The organism is Colwellia aquaemaris (assembly GCF_057548755.1).
The window spans coordinates 91,871-118,623 of record NZ_BAAJLV010000002.1 but is presented as its reverse complement, the minus strand read 5'-3'; the positions used below and the strand labels follow the sequence as shown (position 1 = coordinate 118,623).

The 26,753-nt window shown below is 40.2% G+C and carries 22 protein-coding genes and 1 other RNA gene; 10 read left to right on the top strand and 13 right to left on the bottom strand.

Annotated elements, in window-relative coordinates:
- Positions 1-74: 74 nt before the first annotated feature.
- Genes AC27HL_RS06875 through AC27HL_RS06850 form a run of 6 tightly spaced genes read right to left on the bottom strand, consistent with a single transcriptional unit; the run spans position 75 to position 6,667 of the window.
- Entirely contained in the window at positions 75-1,043 is a 969-nt protein-coding gene (locus AC27HL_RS06875) for a sugar kinase (protein ID WP_487080081.1), read from the bottom strand.
- On the bottom strand, positions 1,040-2,485 hold the full coding sequence (locus AC27HL_RS06870) for a sodium:solute symporter family protein (RefSeq protein ID WP_487080079.1): 1,446 nt from the start codon (positions 2,483-2,485) through the stop codon (positions 1,040-1,042). Before AC27HL_RS06870 ends, AC27HL_RS06875 begins: the two co-directional genes overlap by 4 nt.
- A gap of 44 nt (positions 2,486-2,529) precedes the next feature.
- The gene (locus AC27HL_RS06865; protein WP_487080077.1) at positions 2,530-2,916 is read right to left on the bottom strand and encodes a RidA family protein; all 387 of its coding nucleotides are present in this window, start codon (positions 2,914-2,916) and stop codon (positions 2,530-2,532) included.
- A gap of 29 nt (positions 2,917-2,945) precedes the next feature.
- Positions 2,946-4,451, bottom strand: coding sequence for an N-acyl-D-amino-acid deacylase family protein (locus tag AC27HL_RS06860; protein ID WP_487080075.1), 1,506 nt, complete (start codon positions 4,449-4,451; stop codon positions 2,946-2,948).
- A 4-nt stretch (positions 4,452-4,455) separates the two neighbouring features.
- A complete protein-coding gene (locus tag AC27HL_RS06855; protein ID WP_487080074.1) occupies positions 4,456-5,337 on the bottom strand; it encodes a MurR/RpiR family transcriptional regulator in 882 nt (293 codons plus the stop codon).
- Between the two features lie 55 nt (positions 5,338-5,392).
- Complete coding sequence (locus tag AC27HL_RS06850; RefSeq protein ID WP_487080072.1) at positions 5,393-6,667, bottom strand: amino acid deaminase; 1,275 nt, start codon at positions 6,665-6,667, stop codon at positions 5,393-5,395.
- 539 nt (positions 6,668-7,206) lie between these two features.
- Here AC27HL_RS06850 and AC27HL_RS06845 point away from each other — a divergent pair.
- From AC27HL_RS06845 to AC27HL_RS06830, 4 genes are all read left to right on the top strand, one after another.
- Entirely contained in the window at positions 7,207-10,491 is a 3,285-nt protein-coding gene (locus AC27HL_RS06845) for a TonB-dependent receptor (RefSeq protein WP_487080071.1), read from the top strand.
- Positions 10,492-10,620: 129 nt separating this feature from the next.
- Positions 10,621-12,138 (top strand): tryptophan halogenase family protein, encoded by a 1,518-nt coding sequence (locus tag AC27HL_RS06840; RefSeq protein ID WP_487080069.1) that lies wholly within the window; start codon positions 10,621-10,623, stop codon positions 12,136-12,138.
- A gap of 59 nt (positions 12,139-12,197) precedes the next feature.
- Positions 12,198-13,214 carry a cupin-like domain-containing protein gene (locus AC27HL_RS06835; protein ID WP_487080068.1) on the top strand — a complete coding sequence of 339 codons (1,017 nt, stop codon included), beginning with the start codon at positions 12,198-12,200 and terminating at the stop codon, positions 13,212-13,214.
- A 53-nt stretch (positions 13,215-13,267) separates the two neighbouring features.
- On the top strand, positions 13,268-14,773 hold the full coding sequence (locus AC27HL_RS06830; RefSeq protein WP_487080066.1) for a tryptophan halogenase family protein: 1,506 nt from the start codon (positions 13,268-13,270) through the stop codon (positions 14,771-14,773).
- A gap of 244 nt (positions 14,774-15,017) precedes the next feature.
- On the opposite strand, the gene AC27HL_RS06825 is transcribed toward AC27HL_RS06830, so the two are convergent.
- From AC27HL_RS06825 to AC27HL_RS06815, 3 genes are read right to left on the bottom strand one after another with little or no spacing between them, the layout of a single operon-like run.
- Positions 15,018-15,704 (bottom strand): MOSC domain-containing protein, encoded by a 687-nt coding sequence (locus tag AC27HL_RS06825; RefSeq protein WP_487080064.1) that lies wholly within the window; start codon positions 15,702-15,704, stop codon positions 15,018-15,020.
- Between the two features lie 59 nt (positions 15,705-15,763).
- Positions 15,764-16,009, bottom strand: a complete 246-nt coding sequence (locus AC27HL_RS06820) for a DUF2024 family protein (RefSeq protein WP_487080062.1) — start codon at positions 16,007-16,009, stop codon at positions 15,764-15,766.
- 15 nt (positions 16,010-16,024) lie between these two features.
- Positions 16,025-16,771, bottom strand: a complete 747-nt coding sequence (locus tag AC27HL_RS06815) for a hypothetical protein (RefSeq protein ID WP_487080060.1) — start codon at positions 16,769-16,771, stop codon at positions 16,025-16,027.
- Between the two features lie 99 nt (positions 16,772-16,870).
- Here AC27HL_RS06815 and AC27HL_RS06810 point away from each other — a divergent pair, with 99 nt between their 5' ends.
- The gene (locus AC27HL_RS06810; protein WP_487080058.1) at positions 16,871-17,425 is read left to right on the top strand and encodes a MarR family winged helix-turn-helix transcriptional regulator; all 555 of its coding nucleotides are present in this window, start codon (positions 16,871-16,873) and stop codon (positions 17,423-17,425) included.
- A gap of 280 nt (positions 17,426-17,705) precedes the next feature.
- Here AC27HL_RS06810 and rnpB read toward each other — a convergent pair.
- Both rnpB and rsmI read right to left on the bottom strand, forming a co-directional pair.
- Positions 17,706-18,099: RNase P RNA component class A (gene rnpB / locus AC27HL_RS06805), an RNA gene on the bottom strand.
- Positions 18,100-18,161: 62 nt separating this feature from the next.
- Positions 18,162-19,016 carry a 16S rRNA (cytidine(1402)-2'-O)-methyltransferase gene (gene rsmI, locus AC27HL_RS06800; protein WP_487080057.1) on the bottom strand — a complete coding sequence of 285 codons (855 nt, stop codon included), beginning with the start codon at positions 19,014-19,016 and terminating at the stop codon, positions 18,162-18,164.
- Between the two features lie 80 nt (positions 19,017-19,096).
- Between rsmI and AC27HL_RS06795 the strand changes: the two genes are divergently transcribed.
- From AC27HL_RS06795 to dolP, 4 genes are read left to right on the top strand one after another with little or no spacing between them, the layout of a single operon-like run.
- Positions 19,097-20,944, top strand: coding sequence for a penicillin-binding protein activator (locus AC27HL_RS06795; protein ID WP_487080055.1), 1,848 nt, complete (start codon positions 19,097-19,099; stop codon positions 20,942-20,944).
- Positions 20,931-21,305, top strand: a complete 375-nt coding sequence (locus AC27HL_RS06790; protein ID WP_487080053.1) for a YraN family protein — start codon at positions 20,931-20,933, stop codon at positions 21,303-21,305. Before AC27HL_RS06795 ends, AC27HL_RS06790 begins: the two co-directional genes overlap by 14 nt.
- Before the next feature lie 28 nt (positions 21,306-21,333).
- Positions 21,334-21,924: a phosphoheptose isomerase gene (locus AC27HL_RS06785; protein WP_487080051.1), complete on the top strand. Its 591-nt coding sequence runs from the start codon at positions 21,334-21,336 to the stop codon at positions 21,922-21,924.
- A 1-nt stretch (position 21,925) separates the two neighbouring features.
- Positions 21,926-22,501, top strand: a complete 576-nt coding sequence (dolP, locus tag AC27HL_RS06780) for a division/outer membrane stress-associated lipid-binding lipoprotein (RefSeq protein ID WP_487080049.1) — start codon at positions 21,926-21,928, stop codon at positions 22,499-22,501.
- A gap of 173 nt (positions 22,502-22,674) precedes the next feature.
- Here dolP and AC27HL_RS06775 read toward each other — a convergent pair whose 3' ends face one another.
- Both AC27HL_RS06775 and mrcB read right to left on the bottom strand, forming a co-directional pair.
- Positions 22,675-23,088 carry a hypothetical protein gene (locus AC27HL_RS06775; RefSeq protein WP_487080048.1) on the bottom strand — a complete coding sequence of 138 codons (414 nt, stop codon included), beginning with the start codon at positions 23,086-23,088 and terminating at the stop codon, positions 22,675-22,677.
- Between the two features lie 186 nt (positions 23,089-23,274).
- Positions 23,275-25,635, bottom strand: coding sequence for a penicillin-binding protein 1B (gene mrcB, locus AC27HL_RS06770; protein WP_487080046.1), 2,361 nt, complete (start codon positions 25,633-25,635; stop codon positions 23,275-23,277).
- Between the two features lie 156 nt (positions 25,636-25,791).
- On the opposite strand from mrcB, the gene miaA reads away from it, so the two are divergent.
- On the top strand, positions 25,792-26,703 hold the full coding sequence (gene miaA / locus AC27HL_RS06765; protein ID WP_487080044.1) for a tRNA (adenosine(37)-N6)-dimethylallyltransferase MiaA: 912 nt from the start codon (positions 25,792-25,794) through the stop codon (positions 26,701-26,703).
- The last annotated feature ends 50 nt before the right edge of the window (positions 26,704-26,753 follow it).

Here is a 26,753-nt window from a genome sequence, read left to right as displayed (position 1 = left end):
GGCGCGATACAAGCTTTCTTATGTTAACGATTATTCTTGTTAGTTTTTTCAATGTTAATTGTTTCAATGTTAGTTCAACCTCTAATTTTTTCAGGGGCGCTAAACGGCATTAAGTCACTCATATCTTCAGGCGCAATAATGGCACCTGGATATTGAATAACTCGACCTGCAAGTACATGAGCAAATTGCGCTGATACTGTTATTGATTCGCCACTTAAGCGCTTTGCTAAGTAGCCTGCGGCAAAAGCATCGCCGGCGGCGCAAGTATCAATAATTTTTTCTTTAGCTAGTTCAGGAGTTGAGATCTGTTGTAGAGCTATATCTTTTTCTGCCGCTCTAATTAAACAAGGCTTAGCACCTTGTTTAATGACAAGTTCAACTCCGTCACAGAGTGAGGACAATGGATAACGGCTCAGTATCGATGCAATAGTATCGCCACCATAAAGAGCATATTCATCCTCATCGGTGAGAAAGGCGATATCAGCTAAGTTCATCGCCTGATGATAAATCGGTAAAGGTTGACGGTTTTGCCATAATATCGGTCGGTAGTTGTTATCAAAAATAACTCGCCCACCTTGACGCTTAAACTTTGTTAGCAGTCGAAACAGATACTGGCAATCTTGAACTGATAAAATCGCAAGACTAATACCGGTAAAATAAAAGTAATCTATTGTGTTGTTGAGCAAGGCGGCTTCAAAGGCCTTGTTGGATTGAGAAAAGTAATATTTAGCAGCACTATCATCACGCTCGTAACGAAAGCTGCGCTCTCCTTGTTCATTATTACTTATTGAATATCGCCCAAGCGGCTTTCCCTCTAACTTGCTGACAAAGCCAGTATCAATGCCTTCTTGCCGCCATTTTGCCAGCAGCTGTGAACTTTCGTTATCTTGACCTATAGCGGTCGCATAACTCACCATAATTTTTTCTTGAGATGTCACCCTAGCAAGATAAAGTGCGCTGTTTAAGCTATCTCCGCCAAACCGAAACATTCCTTTAGCATGACTTTCAATCATGCATTCGCCAAAAAACAGGATACTTATCATTTCGCTGCCCTTTGGCTGGTAACATTCGCTTGGCTATCGGCAACTTGCTCACTTTTTAGCAAACGAGACGTCAGTAGCGTTATCGTTATACCGGCTAGCGCCGAAAAAATAATAGCCGGCAATATCGGATTACCAAAGTATTCATGTAAAGGTTTATTGATGCTAACGACAATAGCGGTCACCGTGCCGATAAATAACGTGGCTATTGCTCCATACCAATTATATTGCGACCATAAGCGCCCCAATAAACCACAGACGCACATGCCTGACATTAAAATAGCAATCATTTTAGTAATATAGCTAATAATGTCATTTGACATCATCGCCAGTAATAACGCGGTTCCAATGGTAAAAGCCAGCCCAAGGCGAGAAAACAAAATCATTTTATTTTGCTCTGGTGGCTGACCTACTACTAAGCGATATATATCAGTCAACAAGACGCTAACACCCGCAATGGCATCAGAGCTAGCACTCGATAAGGTGGCCGAAATACCAGCGATAATAATTAATACCCCTAGCGCCAACGGCATCACATTTAACGCAATATAGGGGAAAGCAAAAGCGGCATTATCTAATTCATTGTTGATACTGTATGCGCTCATGCCGATAATGGCTGGAATGATTGAAAAGCCTAAATAAAGTACACCAGAGTAAATAAATGATTTACGAATCGTATTAACGTTTTTGCCAGAATATATCCGTTGACGAAATGAGGGAGTTGCGAGTACACCAACTAAAACAGCGAGTGCCAAAGAAAATGCTGGTAAGGTGCCCATTTTTTCAAAAGCCAAGAAACTAGTATTTTCGGTAGGCTGTGCTGACATCATCACTTGCCAACCACCAACATATTCAACAGAGAAATAAGCCATCGCAATAAAGCCGATAAAGAGTATTAAAGCTTGAATAGAGTCAGTCCAGATCACGGCAGTGTAACCACCTATGATGACGTAAATGGCAAAACTTAATGCGATGAGTAACTTAGCCCATTGAAGGTCCATACCCGTCAACCAAGACAGATACATACCTCCACCAATAATGTGGGCACCAAGCCAACCGATACTGGCCGCATAAATAATAAAAGCGACAATGTTTTTAACATAAGCATTATTATCCACATAATAGCTAAGTTCTTCACTCATGGTGGTAAATTGCAAACCTCGTACAGGTGCAAAAATCCACGCTAAGAGTAAAATGCCGCACGCGCCACCTAAACCATATAAAGCACCAGCCCAGCCATTATGATAAGCAAAACCAACCGCCCCCATGGAAGAGCCTGTGCCTACCATAGTCGCAATGGTGGTTCCTAACGACAGCAATAAAGGCACATTTCGCCCGGCAAGGAGAAAATCATCGCCAGATTTCTGCTGTCGAGAAACCCACCAACCGACCGTTATCATTAACAACATGTAGCCAATAAAAGCTAAGGTAAATACGATACTCACACTGACTCCTTTTAAAAAATGTTCACTCTTTCACTGTCAGCGGTTTACGGTGCTTTATAGCAAGTCACATCCACTTCGACTTTACAGTCCACCACTAAATCAGCCACTAAACAGATACGTGCTGGTGGATGTTCGCCAAAAAACTCTTTAAATACCTTATTAAAAGACTGAAAGTAGCGGGCATCAGTTAACACCACTGACACATGGGTAACATGCTCAAGGCGATAATTTGCTTCAGCCATAATTTCAATACAGTTTTCAATCGCGATACGTGACTGCTCAATAATACCGCCTTCAACAACTTCACCATTACGCATAGGTGTTTGACCTGAGACTCTGAGCCAGCCACCCGCTTCAACGGCTCGTGAAAAGGGTAAATGTTGCCCGCCAGTACCTTGTCCACCTTCACTGCCATAGCGCTTAATTGTCATTTCATATTCCTTAACTAAGAGTGTTTTTGTTAATCGTTAGGTGAAACCGCTTCGTGTTTCAAAAAGCGTCCTGCACCTTTATTTTTTCCGGTCATTTGTTTGTTGCTATGTCCCGCTTGATAGCTTAATTGCCCATTAACCCAAACATACTCTATGCCCTTAGATAGTGTTACCGGATGGGAAAAATCTGCTAGATCAGCAATAGTATCAGCGTTAAAAAGCACAATATCGGCGTAATGTCCGACGCGAATAAAGCCTCTTTGCTTTAATTTAAATTCACGCGCAGACAATCCCGTCATTTTGTGAATAGCTTTAGATAAGCTTAATAATTTTTCATCTCGACAATAGCGACCCAATACGCGGGGAAATGTTCCCCATAACCTTGGGTGAGGATGCGGATCACAAGGCAGGCCATCAGAGCCAATCATACTATGAGAAAATGTAATAAATTTACGGACATCATCTTCATTCATACCATGGTAAACAGCACCGGCTGGCTGCAAGCGCAGAGCTGCATCTTGCAAAGAAACTTGCCACTGTTTAGCGATTGCAGCCAAAGTTTGTTTCGCTTTTTCAGGATAAGGATCAGACCAAGTGATCAAAATATCAAAGTCTTCTGTCACTTGTTGTAAATCTAAGGTGCTAGAGCTGGCATGATAAGGGTAACAATCACAGCCAATTTTTTGTGCTTTTTGATGCTGTTCTATATGAGCGATAACTTCATCAGCTCGACCCCAATTATTTTTTCCTGCACATTTTAAATGAGAAATGACCACAGGAACGTCTGCTTGTTTAGCGGTAAAAAAAGCTTCATTTAAGGCAGCAATAATTCCGTCAAATTCGGTTCTGATGTGGGTACAATAAATGCCATCAAACGCCTTAATTTGCTTAACTAGAGCCTCTATTTCAGTACTCGACGCTGCTTGTGCATTTTCATAAGCAAGCCCGGTACTTAAACCTTTTGCTCCTTGTGCTAACGCCTGCTTAAATAACCCCACCATGGTCATTATTTCTTCTGCTGTTGCCGACCGATTTAAATCAGCCATCACCTGTGCACGTAAGCTCGTATGACCGACCAAAGCGGCGGCATTAATACTCGGTTGGACCTGATGATAGTGCTCAATAAAATCTTGCAATGATGGAAAAATAAATTCACTTGCTTGGCCCAGTAAGTTAACCGGATCAACGGGCGGGTTAGCAGATTGATAGGGGCTGGCACTAATACCGCAGTTACCAATAATGACGCTCGTCACTCCTTGGCTGATTTTATTTAGCATACTTGGATTACGTATCAGCTCTAAATCATCATGTGTATGAACATCAATAAAACCGGGCGCTAACGCTAAGCCTTTGCCATTAATTACTTTTTTAGCCGTTAATTCCTTTAAGTCCCCTATCGCAACAATTTTATCGCCGCTAATAGCAACATCTTGCTTAATCGGCGCCGCACCACTGCCATCAAAAATGTCGCTATTGATAATTAAATAATCACATAGCTTTAGCTTAGAACTAGAGGAATTAACATCATTAATCACGCAGTTAATCTCCTAATGGCAAGCGATTGGAATGGCTATCACCGCTATTGCTTTCGCTGCTTTCTTCTCGATGGCTATCAAGTTGGATTTTTAAACGTCGTAGCTTTTCGCGCGATTTTCTTTGATTTTTCATTGCTAGCTCACTCGATAAAATATCAATTGCCGCTAACATCACATATCGAGAGGCACTAGGTTTGAAGATATAATCACTTTCTTGGGTTTTTATCGGTAAATGATAGTCGGCAAATGTCGCCAACTTGCCGTCTGGACAAATAGCAACGACAGTCGCGCCGTATTCTTTCGCGATAACGGCTGAACTATAAACATCAGGGCTGATGCCGCCTAAGGACAAGCAAAGCACAACATCATTTTTATCAACCGTAGATGCGGTCATTCGCATCATCATAGGATCGGAATGCGAATTACTCGGAATACCTAAGCGAAAGAATCTATTTTGACACTCTTTTGCCATCATACTGCTACCGCCACCAACACCAAAAATTAAGCAATGCTTAGCAGCACAAATACTTTGACTGACGGCATGAACAATTTCATCCTTAATTAAGCCAACATTGAGTGACAAAATGTCATGAATCGATTGATAAACATGTGAAATATCTTGTTTAGCAACCGACTTTTCATTGGTAAACCTTTCTCCAACGGCGGCTGATTGCGCTATTTTTAACTTAAACTCCCGTACATTCGCACATTTTAAGGTTTTGGCTAAACGCGTAATACTGGCATGACTTACCTGCGCTTTTTCAGCCAAGTCATTAATTGGCGCATTGGCAGCATAATTTAAATCAGCCAAAATAAAGCGCGCAACTTTTTCTTCGGCTGGACTAAAGTGCCCTAAGCCTTCTTTAATACTATTAACAATATCCATTCATTTTACTCTTTGGCTATAAGCACAAGCTCTTATAGCATTTAAAAAATTCGGGTTAAAAAAAGGTTTCAATGGTTTTATTAACAACAAAATTATCATCAATAAGCCCGATATGACGCCATTTATCCATGGTTAAGCAAGGGTGAGAGCTGGAAAAACAAATAATATCCCCAGGACGCAGTAAGGTGTTGTCAGCAATTTTCATCATACAGTGTTGGTCCATAATACTGACCACCTGCCATGATTTATCAACACTTATCGGCTTTGCTGTCCCTGGTCGATAAAAATATTCCGGCGTAGGTAAACCGGCATCAAAGGCAACATCCCTTTTACCTAGCCCTATCACTGCCAGTCCCGGCTCAGGTACTGAGTGCACATAGGCCCATAACTGCAAACTAGAGGTCAACTCACCAGATACATCACAAGCCAATTGACTGCGTTGCACAATTTTATCCTGTGCACTCTGATAAATTCCGGTATCGTGTATTAAATAACAGCCTGGTCGAATAATGGCAGTGTAATTAATATTTCGCATACTCTGGCTAGACATCAACGCTTGAGCAACAATGTCATACCAAGCAGAGCCCGCACCGGTAATAATCACCTGCTCTAAATCGAATAAGTTTTCTTGGTATAACTTACTTACTAAGCGGCTAATGCTTGCAATAAAGCTTCTAATTTTTGTTTCTGCTTCATTACCATGTATAACTCCCTCATAGAAACTCACGCCGCATAACTTTAAATGAGGAAACTGCTTTATAACCTCTAATAATGGCTTAATATTATCAGGGTCACGCCAGCCACACCGTCCTTGTGTAACACCAACTTCAATCAAAATATTTAAAGCAATATTTCTTGTGGCAAAATATTCCCCTAAAGCCACGGCATTTTCTGTTGAGTCAACAAAACAGTAAAACTCTAGATCTGATGTTGATAGCAAGTCAGCAAGTAATTGCATGTGCAGCTTACCAACTAATTGGTTAGCTAAAATAATGCGTTGAATACCATGCTGAGCTGCATTTATTACTTGTGGTACGGTTGCTAGGCTTATTCCCCAGCAACCTTGAGCTAACTGCACCTTAAATAATTCTGGCGCCATCGATGTTTTGCCATGAGGGGCTAGTTTCACCTCAGCTTTATCGCTAAATTTTTGCATCCAGATGGCATTCTTTACTAGTCGATTTTCATTAATCACGGCAATGGGAAGGCTCACTTCTTCTGCTAAAATACTCCACCCTTTCTCTGTCAGCGAGCTCAAACAGCCACTACCTTTTTCAAAAACAGTTGACTGATGTTGACTATCTTTACATTTTAAATTTTTGTTCAACACCCTCTCCTACATCATAATTAGTTGTTTTATTATTATTTTTTATAATCACATCAAAAAAAAGAACAAAAAACATTCAAATAACTGTTGATTTCTCATACATACTAATGTTAAAAAGTAACAAGTTCAAGGTGTATTTGAAGTTACTTTATAACTTAAAGGTTGTAATTAGCACAATATGTTTGAACTAGAAGTGGCGACTTGCTTAGTAAGTAAGTTCAAAAATAGCTATAACATTAACCAGATGACACTATTAATGTTACGCGGAATAAAATGATTGCTGTTTAATTGTTTAAGCTTCCCTTACACAAAGCTTAATATTCACACTATTTTTATTTTATTAGCAGGTCGCCTTCTTCATAAAACGCAATTATTTATAAACTAGTACCGAATACGAATTGTATATTTTACGAACAATTTGTAGCTTTTATTTTTTGAGAGTGTATTGTAGAACCAACAAATGACAGCGCTGTCCTAGTATAAAAATAAAAATAAGCCATGAATAGTTGAATATTAAAATACAAAAATGGAGAGGGGATAAAATGTCTAAAACATTTGAAAAAAAACGTCTTGTAATAGCAATATCCGCAGCTATTACTTGCTCACTTTCGTCTTTAGTAATTGCCGAAGAAGCCGACGCTGAAAAAAAACAGGCAGAAGAAGAAAATATTGAAGTTATTGAAGTTCTCGGTATGCGCAATAGTATTGAGAGTGCTCAGAGTTTAAAGCGCCATGCCGATACCGTAATGGATGCCATTACCGCCTCAGATATTGGTGCATTGCCTGATGCATCGGTTACCGAAGCCGTGCAACGTTTACCTGGTGTAACCATTGAGCGCTTCGCGTCATCGAGTGACCCAAAACATTTTGCCGATGAAGGTACCGGTGTACTCGTGCGCGGTTTAGACCGCGTGCGCAGCGAAATTAATGGTCGAGATTCTTTTAGTGCCAATCCGCATGGCGGGCTGAGCTATGAAGATTTCCCGTCCGAATTATTAGGTGCCGTAGAAGTTTATAAAAACCAAACCGCAGACCGAATTTCAGGTGGTATCGCAGGCACAGTAAATTTAGTCACGCGAAAAGCTTTTGATTCTGACGAACAGATGCTCGCGATTAGTGCAAAAGCAAGTCATGGCGATTATAGAGAAGAAACAACCCCTTCATTTAGTGCACTTTTTTCTGATAATTGGGATACAGATGCCGGAAAATTTGGTGTATTGGTGGCGGCATCTCACTCTGAATTTAAGACCCGTGGCGATGGTTTCGGCTTAGGTAATTTTCACAGTCGTGGCCCTGCTGATACGTTTTCATATGATCAATGGGGCACACCAAGCCCGGGGGTTATCGCCGGCCAATACTCCAACCCTTGTATTCCTGGCGCGACAGATTGGCGTGCTTGTAACGATAGCCAAAGTGATACTGTGCAATATTCAGCAGACGATGCGGCAAATTATACCGCACCGTTTGAAGCACAAGAACTTGATGGCCAGCCTGAGGGAGTCACATGGTATGCCCCTGCAAGTTATACCATGACAAGTGCAGAAAACGATCGTAAGCGCCAAGGTCTCACAGCAAGTTTACAATGGCAAAGTAAAGATGAAAGAATTACCGCAACGTTAGAACATATCAATTCTAAAGCGTCTTTAGAGTGGCGAGAGCATGTTATTGCTTCAGGTGATCGTGGCTTTTTACCCTATGCACCTAATGGCATTCAGTGGTTTAATGGTTTCGATGGTAATGAGCAAGACTATCCTTTAACTGTCGATAGTAATGGCTACCTCACTTCCGGTGTCGGTATTTCAAACCACCCAGAGCTACCGTTACAGTTTCGATCGCGTTATAACTTCAATGAAAGTACTGTTGACGATACCTCGTTAAATATTGTCTTTAAGCCAACCGATTTGCTAACCATTGCTGTCGATTATCAGCATATTAATTCTGAACAAATTGTTCATAACAACTCATTAACTTCACGCATTAATGGCAATCAAACTGCAGAGCATGCGCCATTTTTCTTAGATTTGAGAGGAAATACCCCGACTATCGAATACTTAAATGCCAATACGTCTAACCCGCCAAATGTAGACCCTAACACCAATCCAATTTTACGATTAGCCAGTGGCATGCAACACGAAGAGCACAATGAAGCGGACTCTGACAGCTTTAAAATTGACGTAGAGTACAAATTAGACGGTACTTTTACGGCAATAAAAGCCGGTGTTTATTATTCTGAGAAAGAACTAACAGTTCGTGATACCGCTTATGAAGGATGGCAAGCTTTAGGTACGCCTTGGAACGCACAAGCCTCTTACAACGCTTCGCCGCAAGTGGTACCTGAATTATACGATCGCATTAGCTTTGCAGACCATTATAATGGCAATACGTTAATTGGTGCGAATAACAGCTTTTTATTCCCTCGTATGGATTTAGCAGAAAATTACGCACAAACACTACGTGAGGGATGTGGCACCTGGAGTGCGGTAGGCAATGCAATGGATGGCAGCGGCGGCTGTGCAGTGCCATATGAAGACTTAAGCGACCGTGTTCATAGTCATTTTGCCCCTCGCCATATTAGTTCAAGTAAAACAGAGCGCACTGAATTTTATCTTCGTGGCGATTTCGACTTTGATATTGATAATTCAGATATGATACTCAGAGGTAATATTGGTTTACGTTATGTTAATTATCAGCTGCAATCAACGGGTGGTATCAATACCCCAGCAACCGCTAGGCGCGGTACCGATCCATCATCTTCACTATATCAAGTAATGCAAAATGATTATCCAAGTATTTTTGCCTTAGCTTCAGGTGAAAGCTTTAGCAGCACAATAGATGGCGCGGATTACACTACTGTGCTACCAAGCTTAAACCTTAATTTAGCGGTGACTGATGATGTTATTGTTAGGTTCGGCGCATCTAAAGGCCTTTATTACCCAAGCCTTATTGATTCAGCTAATAAAATGAACATTAGCCTGGACTACGAAGAGATTCTGCTAAATCCTTCTGAAGGTAAAGATGAAGCAACTAACCCTGTTGTTGACCTGCGAAATATTGAAATTAGCGCTAACGCACGTAACGCTTTCTTAGAGCCTGAAGAGTCGATTAATTTAGATTTAACAACCGAATGGTATTTTGCCGATGCTGGTGCGGTAACGGTTGGCTTATTCCACAAAAAACTGTCCAACATCATTCGAAATGAAACCCGTTCGACTGAGGTTGAAGTCGATGGTAACGTTTACCCCGTATCAGCTTATGGCCCGGCGAATACAGGCTCAGGCACTATTCGTGGTGTTGAATTTGCATACTCGCAGTTTTACGATATGTTACCTGGAATATGGAGTGGTTTAGGCTTGCAACTAAACTATACCTATATTGATCAAAACGATTTGGAAGACCCAAATACCAACCCAACCCGCACGCTTTCAACCACAGGTGCCGGTGTGCCTATTACCGACAACCGTAATTCGTTTCGCCAATTTACCGGCTTACCTTTGCAAGGTTATTCAGATCAGAATTTCAATATTGTTGGCATGTATGAGAAAGACGATATCTCTTTCCGTTTAGCCTATACGTGGCGTTCAGCATACCTGCTAACTTTACGTGAGTCTGAAGAATTTGTTCCGGCTTATTCAAAAGATCAAGGCATAATGGATGCAAGCTTCAACTATAAGATTAATGACAACCTTAAAGTCACTTTGCAAGTCAATAACGTCTTAGGAACAGATACAGAAACTCAATATCAACAAGATCAACAAGGAACATTAACTGATGCATTTTCTTTCACATCAGATCGTCGTTATTCGTTAACGCTTAGTGCAGTTTTCTAATAACAAATACGAAAAAATGTAATATAAACTACGCACAGGCAGCTGGGCGTAGTTTATATTCTTTTAATAAGAATAACGCACATTTAGCCTCGCAATAGCGAATGATTACTGGGGGAATATAATTTTATTATGAATAACGCCTTGAAATCTATCTGCATTACAGGTGGTGGCACGGCTGGCTGGATGGCGGCAACATTGCTTTCAAGCGCCTTAAGAGGCAGTAATATTAAAATTACTGTGGTTGAATCAGCCGATATTGGCACAATAGGTGTTGGAGAGTCTACTGTACCGTCAATAATGGACTTCATCCAAGCGTGTCAGATCAACCTCAAAGAGTTTATACAAGCGACGTCTGCCAGTTTTAAATTAGGTATTCGCTTTGATGACTGGCTAAGCCCTGGGGAAAATTTCTTTCATCCTTTTGGCAAAGTTGGTAAAGATATTAATGGCTTTGATTTCTATCAGGCCTGGCTAAAGTCTCTTGCAGATGGGCAAAAAACACGTTGGCTTGATTATTCGCCAAGTGCCATTATGGCGGAAAATGAACGCTTTATGCTGCGACCTATTCAGTCTGAAAACTGGGTATTATCAAACTATGCTCATGCTTTGCATTTTGATGCCGTACAAGTTGCCCGATATTTACGCAATCTTTGTCAACAGCGTGGAGTCGACAGAATAGAGGCAACAGTAAAAAAGGTTAATCTTGATAACAAAGGGTTTATACACAGCCTGACGTTAGACAATGACACGACTGTCATTAGTGACTTTTTTATCGACTGTACTGGCTTCAACGGACTTTTAATCGATAAATCACTCAAGGTTGGTTTCGAAGATTGGTCGCATTATTTACCGTGTAATCGCGCGGTGGCAGTACAAACCGAGCAAGTAAATAAACCCGTACCCTATACCGTAGCAACGGCTCAAGCAGCTGGCTGGTCATGGCAAATTCCTTTGCAACACAGAACCGGCAATGGCTATGTTTTTTCACATCAATTTTGCAGCGACGAAAAAGCGATCGAGACTTTGCTGAGCAATATTAATGGTAAAGTGCTTAATGAACCAAGAATTCTCCCATTTGTTACTGGTAAACGTAAAAAACTTTGGCACAACAACTGTTTAGCACTAGGGCTTGCCAGCGGTTTTTTAGAACCTTTAGAGTCTACCGCTATTCACTTAGTCTATAAAACCTTAGTGCATTTTATAAAGCATTTTCCTGATGGCGATTTTGATGCTGATAACGAACAAGCATTTAATCAGAAAATTGATGCTGATTACCAAGAAATTCGCGATTTTATTATTTTGCATTATTGCACTTCAGGCCGAGATGATACTGAATTTTGGCAGTGGTGCCAAACGATGCCAGTGCCAACATCACTGCAAGAAAAAATACGCATATTTCGCACCAGAGGGCAATTAGAACATCACCAAGGGCAATTTTTTACTCATGACAGCTGGTGCTCTATTTTAGAAGGAATGAAAATACGCCCACAAAAGCACCACCCTTTGGTGAATGGCTTTCACAGCCAAAACTTAGCCAATACATTAAATGAAAATATTAAAAATATTCAAGATACGGTACTAAAAATTCCTCATCACTATGACTATATTCAAGCAAATTGCCCAACGTATATTAAGAAAAACAGCTAGCAAGACCATGAATTCGTTGATTCACATAAGTGTAGTGTTATAAATGAGTGCAAAAAATCATGACAGCATATAAAGCTATTCCAGAATATTCGACGCTAAGTGCGGAGCAATTTTTTAACGACGTTGTGCCTAGCCAAAAACCAATAGTGCTGCGGGGATTTGCTAAAAGTTGGCCATTCGTTGCCTCAGCCAAACAGTCAGCAAATGACTTCGTCACCTATCTCAATCAGTTTTATAACGGTAAAAAAACTACTATGGTGGTTGCTCCTCCATCTGCCAATAAACGTTTCTATTACAATGAAGCTATCACCGACATAAATTATTTAAGTGGTGAAGAACGCTTAGATCTATTTTTAGGGCGCCTGTTACAGCTGATCGATCGCGACACTTACCCTGCTATTTCGATGCAAGGCACACCTATTAACGAAATTTTACCGGGTTTAGTTAATGAAAATTGTTCCGATTTTTTTCCCGAAATAGAGCCGCGCTTATGGGTTGGTAATGAAGGGATAGTTAATACCCATTATGACGGCTCAGATAACCTTGCTTGTGTTGTCGCTGGTCGTCGGCGTTTTACGCTTTTTCCACCTGAGCAAACATGCCACTTATACCCAGGCTCACTCAACTTTACGCCAGCAGGCGCCCCAACGAGTTTAGTCGATATCAATAAGCCTGACTTTGAACGTTATCCACTATTCAAACTTGCATTGAACGAGGCCTATAGTGCTGAACTTGAACCTGGAGATGCCATTTTTATTCCTATGCTTTGGTGGCATAACGTTGAATCGTTAGCAAAAGTGAACGCATTAATGAATTATTGGTGGAGTGGCTCTTCCGGGCCTAATTCAGTGTCACCCAGCGCAATTGATAGTTTGAATATCGCAATGTTAGCGATGCGTGATTTAACGAAAAAACAACGTGAGGCCTGGCGCTGTATGTTCGATCATTACCTATTTCATCAAGAAATAGACCCTAGGTCTTATATTCCAGATCACCCTCAACACATACTTGGCGACTTATCGCTTGAAGACATCAGAATTATCAAAGATTTTTTTGCTGAGAAATTACGAAAATAAGCAAAATTAGCAAAATAGTAGCCTTTAATATTATCAATTATGAGCAGATAGCAATGTTAAATAACGACGGAACACCGAAAAAAGTATTGATTGTTGGTGGTGGCACAGCAGGATGGATGGCGGCAAATTTATTGGCGTGTAAATGGCAAGACACTGAAATTTGCCTAGTGGAATCTAAAGAAATTGGCATTATTGGTGTTGGCGAGGGCAGTACGCCGCACTTAAAGTTATTTTTTGATGCTATTGGTGTCGCCGACTCAGAGTGGATGCCCCGTTGCAATGCCACCTATAAAAATGGCATTACCTTTGATAAATGGTCAACTAAACCGGGTTTTGAATCCTACTTTCACCCTTTCGCCGCACAAACAGACGATATATTCACCGTACCTCTTTTTTATAAGAATATTCAAGCTCGAATGCAAGGCTATAGTGTTTACGCACATCCTGACCGATATTTTTTAGAGACTTATTTATCAAGCAACAATTTGGGTCCATTACCTGCTGAATCTTTCCCTTTTGGCATTGCATACGGCTACCACTTTGATTCAGCATTTTTAGGGCAGTTTTTAGCAGAAAAAGCACAAAATCTTGGAGTAAAAAGAATCTATGGAAATGTCGCTGACGTTTTAGTGACAAATGATGGCAACCTAAGCGCGGTAAAACTCAGCGACGACAGCCAGCTAGAGGCAGACTTTTTCGTTGATTGCTCGGGGTTTAATGCCTTACTGATGCAAAAAACCTTGAAAGTTAACTATATAAGTTTTAAAGACAACTTAGTCAACGATGCCGCTGTGGTCATGGCCAGTGAAATATCAAAACAACTGCCGCCAGAAACTAAAGCAACGGCACTATCTAACGGCTGGGCTTGGCAAATTCCCCTCAGAAACCGTTTTGGTAATGGTTATGTTTATAGCAGTGATTACATCGATTCACATCAAGCGGAAACTGAACTTAGACAGCATTTAGGCTTATTGGACAGTGAGGTTGAAGCTAGACATTTAAAAATGAAAGTTGGACGGGTTGAAAAGCACTGGCACAAAAACTGTCTTGCCGTAGGGCTATCTCAAGGTTTTATAGAACCTTTAGAGGCAACGGCACTGGCACTTTCATTCAATACTATTACCCAATTTATGCAGTGTTTTCAAGAAGGTAAAGGGACAAATCTATATGAAGATGCCTTTAACAAAGATATTAACTCAAGATTTGACGGCGTCCGAGATTATATTGTTTGTCATTACAAAATGAATCAACGCACCGACAGCGCCTATTGGCGAGACAATGCCGCCAATAACAATATTTCAGAAACTTTAAAGAAAATTTTAGCGCTTTGGCATAGCAGTCAAGATTTCGCCGGCGATATGCATAAACACAAATTAACCGCGAGTTATCAAGCGAAATCATGGGCGTGTTTACTGGCTGGCTATGGTACTTTTCCAAAACTAAATCAGGACTCGTCAATTGATTATTCTGCCCATCAGCTGGAAATTGACGGTTTAAACGATTTTATTAGGCGCTGTGGTTTAAATTTTAAAAACCACAACGAACTGCTCACCCTGTGATTAAACAAAGTTGGAGCAGAATTTGTTATTGCTCAAGACCCCATTGAATGAGGAAAAACCAACCCAAGCTGAGCTTAATGAGCAATCTTCCTTTATATTTCACATAGAGTAAAAATAATGGCATGCGTTTTCGCAGGATAAATTTCTCAGGCGTTAATGAAGAAAGTAACAATTGCTTAGCATAAAACCTCGATATTACTATCAAGGCTTTATAAAAACTAAATTGATAGAAGGATTGAACCTGTTATGTTTTAGGCCCTAATAATCTATAGTGCCAATTTTCAACTTGATTAGTAGCCAAGCGCTTCGCTACTTTTGTCATCCAACTATCACTCAGTTTTGTTTGCTCTTTTAGCTTTAATAATCCAATTTGATTTAGCGGATCGCCAAAAAACAATTCACATACTTGGTAAACAGTCATCGCATTTGATGGTCGTTGTAATAACGTTAGCGGTTCATCAACACTGACGATGCCGGGCTTTATTACCCGATATAGCCAGCCACATAAGCTAAGTTTCTGCATTTGCAAGGAAAGCTTGTCAATTCCCCAATGTTTATTAAGCTTAAAACAAGGGGAGCGAGGTTGACTAACTTCAATTATCGCCTGCCCCCACTGGTACCTATCGCCAATACAAACATTATGCTCTGTCATTCCTAACGAGCTAAGGTTTTCTCCCATACCTGGAGCTTGCCAAGGTAATTTGGACGAATAGTTTTGTCGCCAATATTGATAATGCTCAACAGGATATTGATGCAATGCTCTATCTAGACCACCATGATGACGTTTATCTGCACACTGATCTCCAACAATGCCAAGCGCTGACACGTATACTGAAGCCGATATCAAAGATTTATTAATCGCTGTCGTTATGCCACCACATTTATTCACCTTACCAGCATATAAACCACAAAGTTGAAAGTGATTACTCACATCATCCTCCTTAACCCCCGCCGTTAATCACAAATATTGTCTGTATTGGAAAAGTATAATTACAGGCGAATGATACTATGGCCATGACTGATAATATTTTCTATCACTTCAGGGTTAGCAATTTCACTATGACAAAAATTACATCGGCCTTGTTTTATATGTTCTGACTTTATGCCCAAACTAATAAGGTAGTCACTAGCATATTTTTTCACATGGTTAACGTTTTCATCATTCACCAATACGTCAAAGTGAATATACTCACCTGCTTCAGTATGTACATGGGTATCATAAACATGGATTTTCATTACCTTCTCCGAAAATTATTGACTTTTGCCAGGTAAACTTAAGTCGCCTGAAGCAACATCGAATACATCAGCGACACATAATAACGGTGCATGTACTTGCTGATTTACCTTTAAGCCAGCAGTAACACCATCAAAAGAAAAAGTATTACTAAAGCCAACTGCCGACAAAGGTACTCTAACCAAAACTTCTGACCCAGCTAATGAAAAATCAAAGCCGGGACTATCAATAAAAATCGGCAATTCTGGCCAGGTTTTAGGCAACTTAGGGTTTGTTCCTTCAGCAATATCTTTCACCTTAAGTGCGCCATTTCCACAAGCATCATCAGGAACTAGAACAACCCAATGGCTATGCCACTTGTCACCATCGTTAGTTTTGTTCCCATCATTATCTTCATCATAAAGCGGTGTATCGTCAAAATCTGGGTGAATAGTTAAAGCCAGAGCAAGAATGCCTTGATCAGCCTCAAAGCCAACCGTTGAGCTATTTAAAGATGTCGGCCAAACATAGCTATACACTTCAGCGCCAGCAAGGCTACCTTTGGTGTCTGGCACTTTTTTTCCGACTTTACCTTTCACTGCTTGCTGAAAAACAAGATGTGAACCTTGTGTGATCACTTTAGCGTGCACTATGTCAAATTCAGCTGTCACCGTCGGTGATTCAGGCGACTTAATATGCCCGCTATGCTTATCATGAGCATAAGCACCACTTGCCATAAGAGCAGTGCTTAAAGATGCAACCAATAACCATGATGATTTTTTCATTATAACTCTCCAATAATTTAGTTTCGACTCGAAACATTATTATTTAATCATAATAAAAATCTACTTGTCAAATATGTTTTGAGTCGATACCATTAACCAATGAATGATAAACTGTTTAACATAATAGAGCGTTTAGCTAATTTACTTAGGCAAGAAGTGCGTGCAGAGGGGCAGCGATTAGGGCTACAACCTATTCAGCAGGAGGCTTTGTATTATCTGTCTATCTGCAATCGATATTCAGATACAACACTTGCGGTTACCGAGTATCTAGGGTTAACCAAGGGAACGGTATCGCAATCATTAAAAGTGCTAGAAAATAAAGCACTTATTCGTAAAGAAAAAGATAAAAATGATTTACGAATCACTCATTTGAAAGTCACTGAAGCGGGTAAGCAGTTTTTAGTAGACACCTGCCCCCCAGAGAAATTTACCCAAGCTGTTCAACAGTTATCTAATGATAAACAAGCGGAAACAGCTTCCTTAATGCAAGATATATTAAAGAATTATCAGCAGGTTACGGGGCGTAATGCTTTTGGACTTTGTCAGAACTGTAAATTTAATCAAAAAAATAATGACGGTATTATGTGTAAGTTAACGAATGAACCATTAACTGTTAGCGATATTGCACTTATATGTCGAGAGTATGATACATAATTCTTATTCGCTTCTTAATGATTATTAACATATAAAACTTATTCCATATTCAGCAAAAACAGCTAGCTAAAGCTAACGGTTTGTAACAACAATATTTACTCAGAAGCTGAAAAACTATTAAGTTTTAACTGTAAAATTGACAAACAGGTGCCGTCAAAAGATAAGTCAAGCAGGTGATTATTCAACCGCTAGCTAAAATGGTATTTTAATTATGGTGACTTAACAGGAAAGGGTTTAGAAAACCGCCTGCTTTCTTAAAGAAAGCAAGCGGTGTCTAAAATTGGTGAGTTGACGCATAAGCCGGGTTTTGTATCTCTCATTTTCGAAAAAAGAAAGTGACAATCATTCGTCTAGGCTATAAATCGCTCTATAGCTCAAGCAACCTACCCGGTTTCAACGCGAGCCACGCCATATGAAACCCTATTTGGTCTTGCTCCGGGTGGAGTTTACCCTGCAATTACTGTTACCAGCAATCCGGTGCGCTCTTACCGCACCCTTTCAGCCTTACCTGTTCCGCAAGCGGTCATCGGCGGTCTTCTCTCTGCTGCACTTGTCGTCGGCTTGCGCCGCCCAGGCGTTACCTGGCACCCTGCTCGTTGGAGCCCGGACTTTCCTCCCCTTCATCTGTCTACCCGAAAGTACAACGATGAAGCAGCGATTGTCTGGTCAACTCGGGGCGCATTCTACGTGAAATTTCATCACTTGGAAAGAACAACAAGCACTATCCAACCTATGTTCATGATTCTTTTATAGATAGCGCATATTCATATAAAGCATTCTTTTTTACACCATGAATCTCTGCTGCAATTGCACAGGCTTTTTTTGGCTTCATTTCTGCAAGCAGTAATTTCAGTGTTGTAACAACATTGGCGGAAATCTCATTGGGGTCTACTTTATACCCTTCTATGATTAATACCATTTCCCCTTTAAGCTGGTTGGGATCTTCTTGTAGCCAAGCCAATAAGTTTTCAGCGCTGTCAGAATGGATAGTTTCAAAGGTTTTAGTGAGTTCACGTGCAATTACCACATAACGCTGGCCACTTAAGGTTTTTACGATATCTTCTACGGTATCAATGGCGCGGCGTGGTGCATCATAAAAAACCATAGTTCTAGGTTCACTTGCAAGTTCACTTAATTTACTTTGTCTAGCCCCTGATTTTGAGGGCAAAAAGCCTTCAAAAGTAAATCTATCGGTCGGAAGTCCAGCCACTGACAGCGCCGAAATAGCAGCACAAGCGCCAGGAATTGGTGAAACATCTAGACCAAGTTGACGACAATGGCGCACCAGATGAAACCCAGGATCACTAATTAATGGTGTACCGGCATCAGATACTAAAGCGACACTTTTCCCTTCCTGTAATAACGATGAAATTTGCTCTTGGCGTTGTCGCTCATTGTGGTCATGCATCGACATCGTTTTATTTTTAATACTAAATGCCGACAACAAACGTTGGGTATGTCGGGTATCTTCACAAGCAATTACATCAACATTTTCCAATATGTTTAGTGCTCTTTGACTAATATCGGCTAAGTTACCAATTGGTGTTGCGACAATATAAAGAGTACTTGGCTGAATAATTTGTTCCGACATATTAAAATACTTGTGTTGAGACTGAAGAGGATGAAGTTTATTATAAAGCACTCTTAAAAAGTACGGATTTCTTAACTTTGATGCTGACAAAATGGTTTTCACCACCAAATAACACACTTCTAACCGTTATAAGTTTGCTATGTTTGGCAAGTTGCTCGACAACTAAACCAACAAAAACACAAACAGCAACGACACAGAAAGCTACCGTTGCTGAAAGTATGTATAAAGAAATCACAGCTAATCAACTGGTAACTAAAGCATTAACACAAGATAACAACAGCGCGATAGATACTTTTATTCAAGCGGGTAATTTATTTTTATTAGAAGCTAGCCCCCATAAAGCTTTGTGGCTAGCCAACCAAACACTAGCATTAACAGAAATCCCCATACAGCAATACCAATTGTTGATAATCAGCGCAAAAAGCTTGCTAGCTCTGCAGCAAGAAGAAATGGCCTATCAAGCAATAGACAAGGCAAATAAAGTCATTGCCAATAGTCAACTCAGCCACAGTTTTGACTACTATCAAACGTTGGCCAATATTCAGCAAATAAGAAAGCTGCCAATTATTGCCTTAGATGCTCGCTTACGAGCTTTTGCAAAAAATTCAAACGCGACAAGTGCTGACATCGACACTCTTTGGCAACAATTTTGCCAGTTATCGCAATGGCAACACCAGCAATTAGTAAAATTACAAGCGCCAAATATTCAGGGTTGGAGCAAACTACTTTCATTTGCTAACAAATTTGGCGACGACACTCCTAGGTTTCAACGTTATTTAAACCAATGGCAGCGTGAATTTGGCACCCACCCCGCACAGCACATAGCGTCTCAATTAAAAAATACCGAAACGTTTGTAAGCAATGAAATCAATAATATTGCTGTTATTATTCCTTTATCTGGTAAGCAAGAGCGAGCAGGAAAAGTTGCGCAACAAGGTATACTTGCTGCATATGACAAAAACACCACTACTAGATTACATTTTATTGATTCAAACAACTTAGACATGACCCAATTATCTGAACAGTTTGAACAATTAAACGTTGACTATGTGATCGGTCCATTACTTAAAGAGAATGTAAATAGCTACTTGTCGCAACAGGAACTTTCTGTACCAACACTTTTACTTAATCTGCCGGGCAACGCAGTTTTAAAGCCACACCAAGTTGCCTTGTCAATGCGTCCTGAAGACGAAGCAATACAAGCAGCGACAACACTAAGTCGACAAAATTATCAACAGCCTATCATTCTAAGTCATCAAGATCAGGCCAGCCGTCGTATCGCCCAAACTTTTAGTCAGCAATGGCAACACATCACAGGTAAGGAGCCTGAAACCATATTTTTTGATCGTGACGCCAAAATGCAGAATCAATTAAAAGCCAGTCTAGGTGTTGATTTAAGCCAAAAACGTACCAATGAATTAAACAGTCGTATTAAATATTCATTTAAAAATGAACTACGTAATCGACGCGATATAGATATGATTTATATTGTCGGCTTGCCATTGGAAACTAAGCTACTTAAGCCGTATATTGACGTTAATACCAGTCCATTTGCTGATATTATCCCAGTATATGCTAGCTCGAGGAGTCATAGTGCTAAAAACGATAAAAGCGACCACCGCGATTTATCAGGGCTTATTTTTACAGAAATGCCATGGCAACTACCGGGTAAACAACAAAATAAAGCCTTAGCGGCGCAAGCTAAAAAACTATGGCCAAACCGCAGTGACAGCTTACAGGCTATATTTGCCATGGGCTACGACAGTTTAGCGTTAGTTGAAAAAATATCTGCCATGAAAAATAAAACTTATGTCAGACATTACGGTCAAACGGGCATTCTACAATTAAGTGCAACCAATATTTTAAAACGCAGTTTGGCTTGGGGTAAATACAACCGCAATAAGGTACAAGAAATTGCCATGGACTAGTCGCAAAACTAATGTCGATATAGGGAAAATTACTGAACAGTTAGCAGCAAAATACCTAACTGAACAAGGGCTAATATTTAAAGCCTGTAATTTTCACAATCGCCGTGGTGAGCTTGACTTGATCATGACAGAAGCAAATACATGGGTATTTGTTGAAGTAAAATATAGGAAAAGCACTGGCTTTGGTGGTGCTGTTGCGGCAGTTTCTGTCGACAAACAACAAAAAATTAGGCAATGTGCAGCATATTATCTGCAAAAATCAGGGTTAAATGAATATAATACCCCCTGCCGATTCGATGTTGTTACGCTAGAAGGCAATATCACGAACCCAGAAATTACATGGCTGAAAAATGCCTTTTAATGAATAATACAACGGAGTTACGTCCAGCATGTTAGAACGGATAAAAAGCAATTTTACTGAAAGCATTCAAACCAAAATTGCCGCAAGCGAACTTTTGGCTGCCCCTATTGAGCAAGCAGGTATGATCATGGTGCAAAGCCTACTTGCCGGTAATAAAATTTTAGCCTGTGGTAATGGCGGCTCAGCAGGCGATGCTCAGCATTTTTCAGCGGAATTATTAAACCGCTACGAAACTGAACGCCCGCCGTTACCGGCCATTGCTTTAACGACTGACAGCTCAACAATTACTTCTATCGGTAACGATTATCACTTTGACGAAATATTTTCAAAGCAGGTTCGCGCACTAGGTAATAATGGCGATGTTTTATTGGCTATCTCAACTAGCGGTAATTCTCGCAATGTTATTAAAGCCATTGAAACAGCGGTTTCACGTGATATGCCCATTATTGCGTTAACAGGTGGTGACGGCGGCGACATTGCTGGCCTACTTGGCGAAAACGATGTTGAAATACGTGTACCTTCAAGTCGAACAGCTCGTATCCAAGAAGTACATTTAGTCGTCATTCATTGTTTATGTGACATTATTGACACCACTTTATTCCCACAAGCTGAGGATTAATATGTCAATAAAATCTGTGTTAGGTATTGTTGCTGTAGCTACTATTTTGCAAGGCTGTGTTGCTGCTGCTGTTGTTGGTGTTGTTGGTGGCGCGAGTGTAGCAACAGATAATAGATCATTAGGGAACCAAATTGATGATCAAAAAATAGAAATCGACGCTCACGCAAAACTCGCTGCTAGTGATGCGTTAAGTGACAACACCAATTTACAAGTGGTCAGTGTTAATGGCAGTGTGTTGGTTGTTGGGCAAGCACCGAATAGCTACCTTCGTGATCAAGCGATAAAAATACTTAATAATATCAATGGTGTTAAACAACTGCACAATCAAATTCGTGTTAGTAATACCACAGCATTTACCACGAAAACTAATGATGTTTGGTTAACTTCAAAAGTAAAAACTGCACTATTTGGCAGTGACGAATTAGATGCTACCAATATAAAAGTGGTTACTGAAAATGGTGAAGTATTCTTAATGGGTTTAGTGACCAAAACTCAAGCAAATATCGCAGTCGATATCGCTCGCAATGTTGGTGGTGTTAACCGCGTATTTAAAATATTTGAATACGTCGAATTGTAAGGCATTTAACCAGTTACTCGGCATTTACATAAAACTGCTTGTTAGGAATTGTCCGTCCCTTGTCGATTTTACATTGCACAAAAAAAGCAAACCTTTCGGTTTGCTTTTTAAACTTTTTAACGCTAAATAATCTAAGTTCAACAAACCTCTCTTTGCTTAATATTAGATTACCCCTAAATTAGGTTACTTACGACTTGTTGGTTATCAGCGAGTAACTCTTGCTCTAACCATGCCAGTGCTTGTTGCCAACCTAGCTCTAAACCTGAAAATAATTTGCTATTCCAATTATCCAAAGCTCGCACGACTTTTAACTCTTCAACTAGTGCTTTGCACTCATCATTATAATAAACGAAGGCGATTGCTTTTAACCCCTGATAAGAGCCTATTGACAGCTGAGCTTCATAACTATAAGAATAATTGTTAATACGATTTATTAGCATACCAAAGTCACCAAAAATATGTGCTTTGAAAAATTCATCACACTCTTCAACCATTTCTAATGACAATTCAACTCCATCGTCAATACACACTTCGACAATATTTTCAGCAAGTAACGTAAAGTAACCAAAACTCAACCTATGCTTCATTTTGCTCCTCTAACTAGGTAATAGATTTGATGATTCCTTTACCGCAGCTTTGCTTCCTTTGCTATTTTAGTGAACAACCTTGTCAATGTAGCCACCTATTAACCATAGATTTGATATTGCTTTTATTCAAACTCAAATACCCTTAAATAATGTTAATTTGGCTTTACTGTTTGAATAAACTATAAATTACTCACCAAATAATTTCTCAAACCAGGATTTCTTTTTAGTCTTATTTTTAAGATCTGTCTCACAATGGCTTTCATAAATCAAACCATTGGTAACAGCAGGTAACTGTTGTGAATTGTCACACGCTTGGTTAACGGCACGACCACTTTTATTGTCAAAATCCACTAATGCGACACTATCTGGCAAGACCGAATTTCGACTAACAGCGCCAATTTCATTCATAAAGTCAGCAAAAAGAACTAATGCACCGCTACTACCGGTCAATTTGGTGGGTTTGTTATCATCTCGGCCAAGCCAAGTCGTAACTAATAACTCATTGTCGTAGCCAACAAACCAGCTATCTCGCTGCTCATTAGTCGTACCGGTTTTTCCTGCCAAGGTGGTATTTTTTAAGCGCCAGATTAAAGAGCGTGCGGTACCAGAAGTGGTAACTTTGGTCAGTGCATAATCAAGCAAATACGCAGCCTGCGTTGACATTAGTTGTTGATGTTCCGGTTCAAATTGCCACAAGGTTTCCCCACTGGCACTAACAATTTTGTCAATGGCATGAGCTTGCTCTGCTGAGCCTCGGTTAGCAATCGGCAGGTACAACTGGCTCACTTCCATAGGTGACATATTCAGTGCACCTAATAACATGGACGGGCGAGTAACAATATCTCCCGAATAACCCAGCAGGTGAATGGCTTGTGCAACCTTGTCTAACCCTAATTCCATCCCTAGGTTTACCGTTGGAATATTTAAGCTTGAAGATAATGCATCAACTAAATGCACTTGGCCTCGATATTTGCCGTCATAATTTTTCGGTGACCACGCTTGACCATCTTCACTCGATAAAGTGATCGCCTTATCTTCTATTAAACTGGCTAAATTAAAACGCTGGTATCGCTCTAACGCTGCCAAATATACTGCGGGTTTAATTAATGAGCCTATGGGTCGCTTGGCGTGTAAAGCACGGTTAAAACCTGCATAGCCGGCTTCTTTGCCACCAACTAATGCTCGGACACTACCGGTACGAAAGTCAGAAACCACCATCGCCACCTGTAACCCTGAGCCAGTTTGCTTTTCTAGCTCAGGTATTTTTTTATCAATGCTGGCTTGCAAAGCTAACTGTTGGCTAATGGAAAAGCCGGTGAATACACGAATGCCTGATTGCTGTTCATATTCAGATAAATGTCGAGATAACTCTGCTTTTACTAATTGCAAATAAGCAGGAAACTTTTGTAGCGAAAGGCGACGATGTTGTCTGATCGACAATGGTGACTCTACTGCCTGCTCAAACTCTGCCTGATCAATAATTTCCTGCTGATACATTAAGCGTAAAACTAAATCACGACGCTGAACAGTACGCTCAGGAAAACGCCAAGGGTCGTAGTAACTTGGCCCTTTTATTTGTGCAATCAGCATCGCCATTTGTTCGGTATCTAATGATTGAATAGATTTACCAAAATAAAACTCCGCAGCTAAGCCAAAGCCATAAATACCGTTTGCATAATGTTGCCCTAAATAAACCTCATTTATATAAGCTTCGAGCAGCTGATCTTTGCTATAGCGATATTCTAAAATCAATGCCATTATCGCTTCATTGGCTTTACGCCATAAGGTTTTATCACGGGTTAAAAACATGTTTTTAACTAGCTGTTGCGTTAATGTGCTGCCTCCTTGTACCGTTCGTCCCGCTTTAATATTTTGGTATAAAGCGCGTAAGATACCTAATGGCGAAACGCCATGGTGAAAATAAAAGTCTCTATCTTCAACTAAGAGCAAGGTATCAAGTAGTGCTTCCGGTACCGCTTGCAGCGAAACCAGCACTCTATCTTCTTTACTTTCAGGTAAAATTCTATCCAGCAAAAGCGGCTCTAGAACAGCCTCAGCTACTTTCACACCATTTATGTGCAAGGCAGTAACTTGGTTGTTGGCAACATCTATGGTAATTTTTTCTCCATCTTCGATACCAGCGCCAAAATCAAAGGCACGGCGAAAAATAATGACACGCTTATTTGATAAAGCAAATTCGCCAGGTCGTGCAACTCGACTTACCTTTTTATAGCGATTAGCTAGTAACGCCTGTTTAAGGTGGTTAAGATTTAGCTGGCTACCAACTTGATAGCTTTCGTGTTGACCAAAAACTTGTACCGGTATTTGCCAACGCTGCCCTTCAAATTTATTACGTACCTTACTGTCTAGATAAATGCTGTAGAGAAAAATAACAAAAATCGTCAGTAGCATCATTTTTAAGGTAAAAAATAATGACCATCGACTAAAACGACGAATGCGGCTTGGCACATCATCAGCCACTTTTTTACCTGCAGCTTTTTTTGTCGAGCGTGTAGTTTTTGTTTCAGACTTTTTTCTTGGAGCCATGCGTGAATAAGACCGATCTATAATTTACCAATGAGAATGTATATTAATCTAGCAAGCAACATAACCCTAGTGAAAATTTTACCGCTTAAGCGGGCATCAGCCATTGTTTAACGATATAATACGGCATATTTTCCAAGCAAATATATTAGGTGAGTCATGTCCGCATTTAACATGCTGGTAGTGTTAGGTTCAACAGCATCAGGAAAAACCAAACTTGCGGTCGATTTAGCTAAATTACTTAATGGCGAAATAATCTCGGCAGATTCTCGACAAGTATACCGAGGCTTAGATATAGGTAGCGGAAAAGATCTCGATGAGTATCAAGGTATTAACCATCACCTTATCGATATTGTTGACCCCGGCTACGAATACAGTATTTTCGACTTTCAAAAAGACGTGCTCAGCGCCTACCAGGCAATCAATACTAAAAATAAACTAGCAATTATGGCCGGTGGCTCTGCACTATATGTCGATTCTATTTTAAAAGGTTATCGACTGATTGAAGTCCCCGAAAATAAAGCCTTAAGAGCATCTTTATCTACACTTTCCCATCAAGATTTGGTCGACAAGTTAATTACCCTCAAGCCAAATTTGCACAACACCACAGATATCATTGAGCGCGAACGTCTAATAAGAGCAATTGAAATTGCTCAAGGCGAGCTGGCAGCAAAAGATACCGTTAATGACTTCCCCACATTAAAGCCACTAATATTTGCGATAAAATGGCCACGAGAAACTATACGCCAGCGCATTACCGCGCGTTTAAAGGCGCGAATGGAGCAAGGTTTAATTGAAGAGGTAGAGCAATTACATCGCCAAGGCGTCAGTTGGGAAACTCTGTATTTTTATGGGCTAGAATATCGTTTCATTGCTCAACATTTACAAGGGCAGCTTTGCAAAAATGACTGTTTTCAAAAACTCAATTCAGCCATTCATCAGTTTTCTAAAAAGCAAGATACTTGGCTAAGGCGTTTGGAACGTAACGGCACTAAAATTCACTGGTTAGACGGCGAAAAAGATGTTTTGTCACAAGCTATGGCCGCTATAGCAAGTTTTAATAACGCTTAAACCTCAACAAGTTTACCGTAACAGCTAACGCTCTTTTACAGTCTTAAACG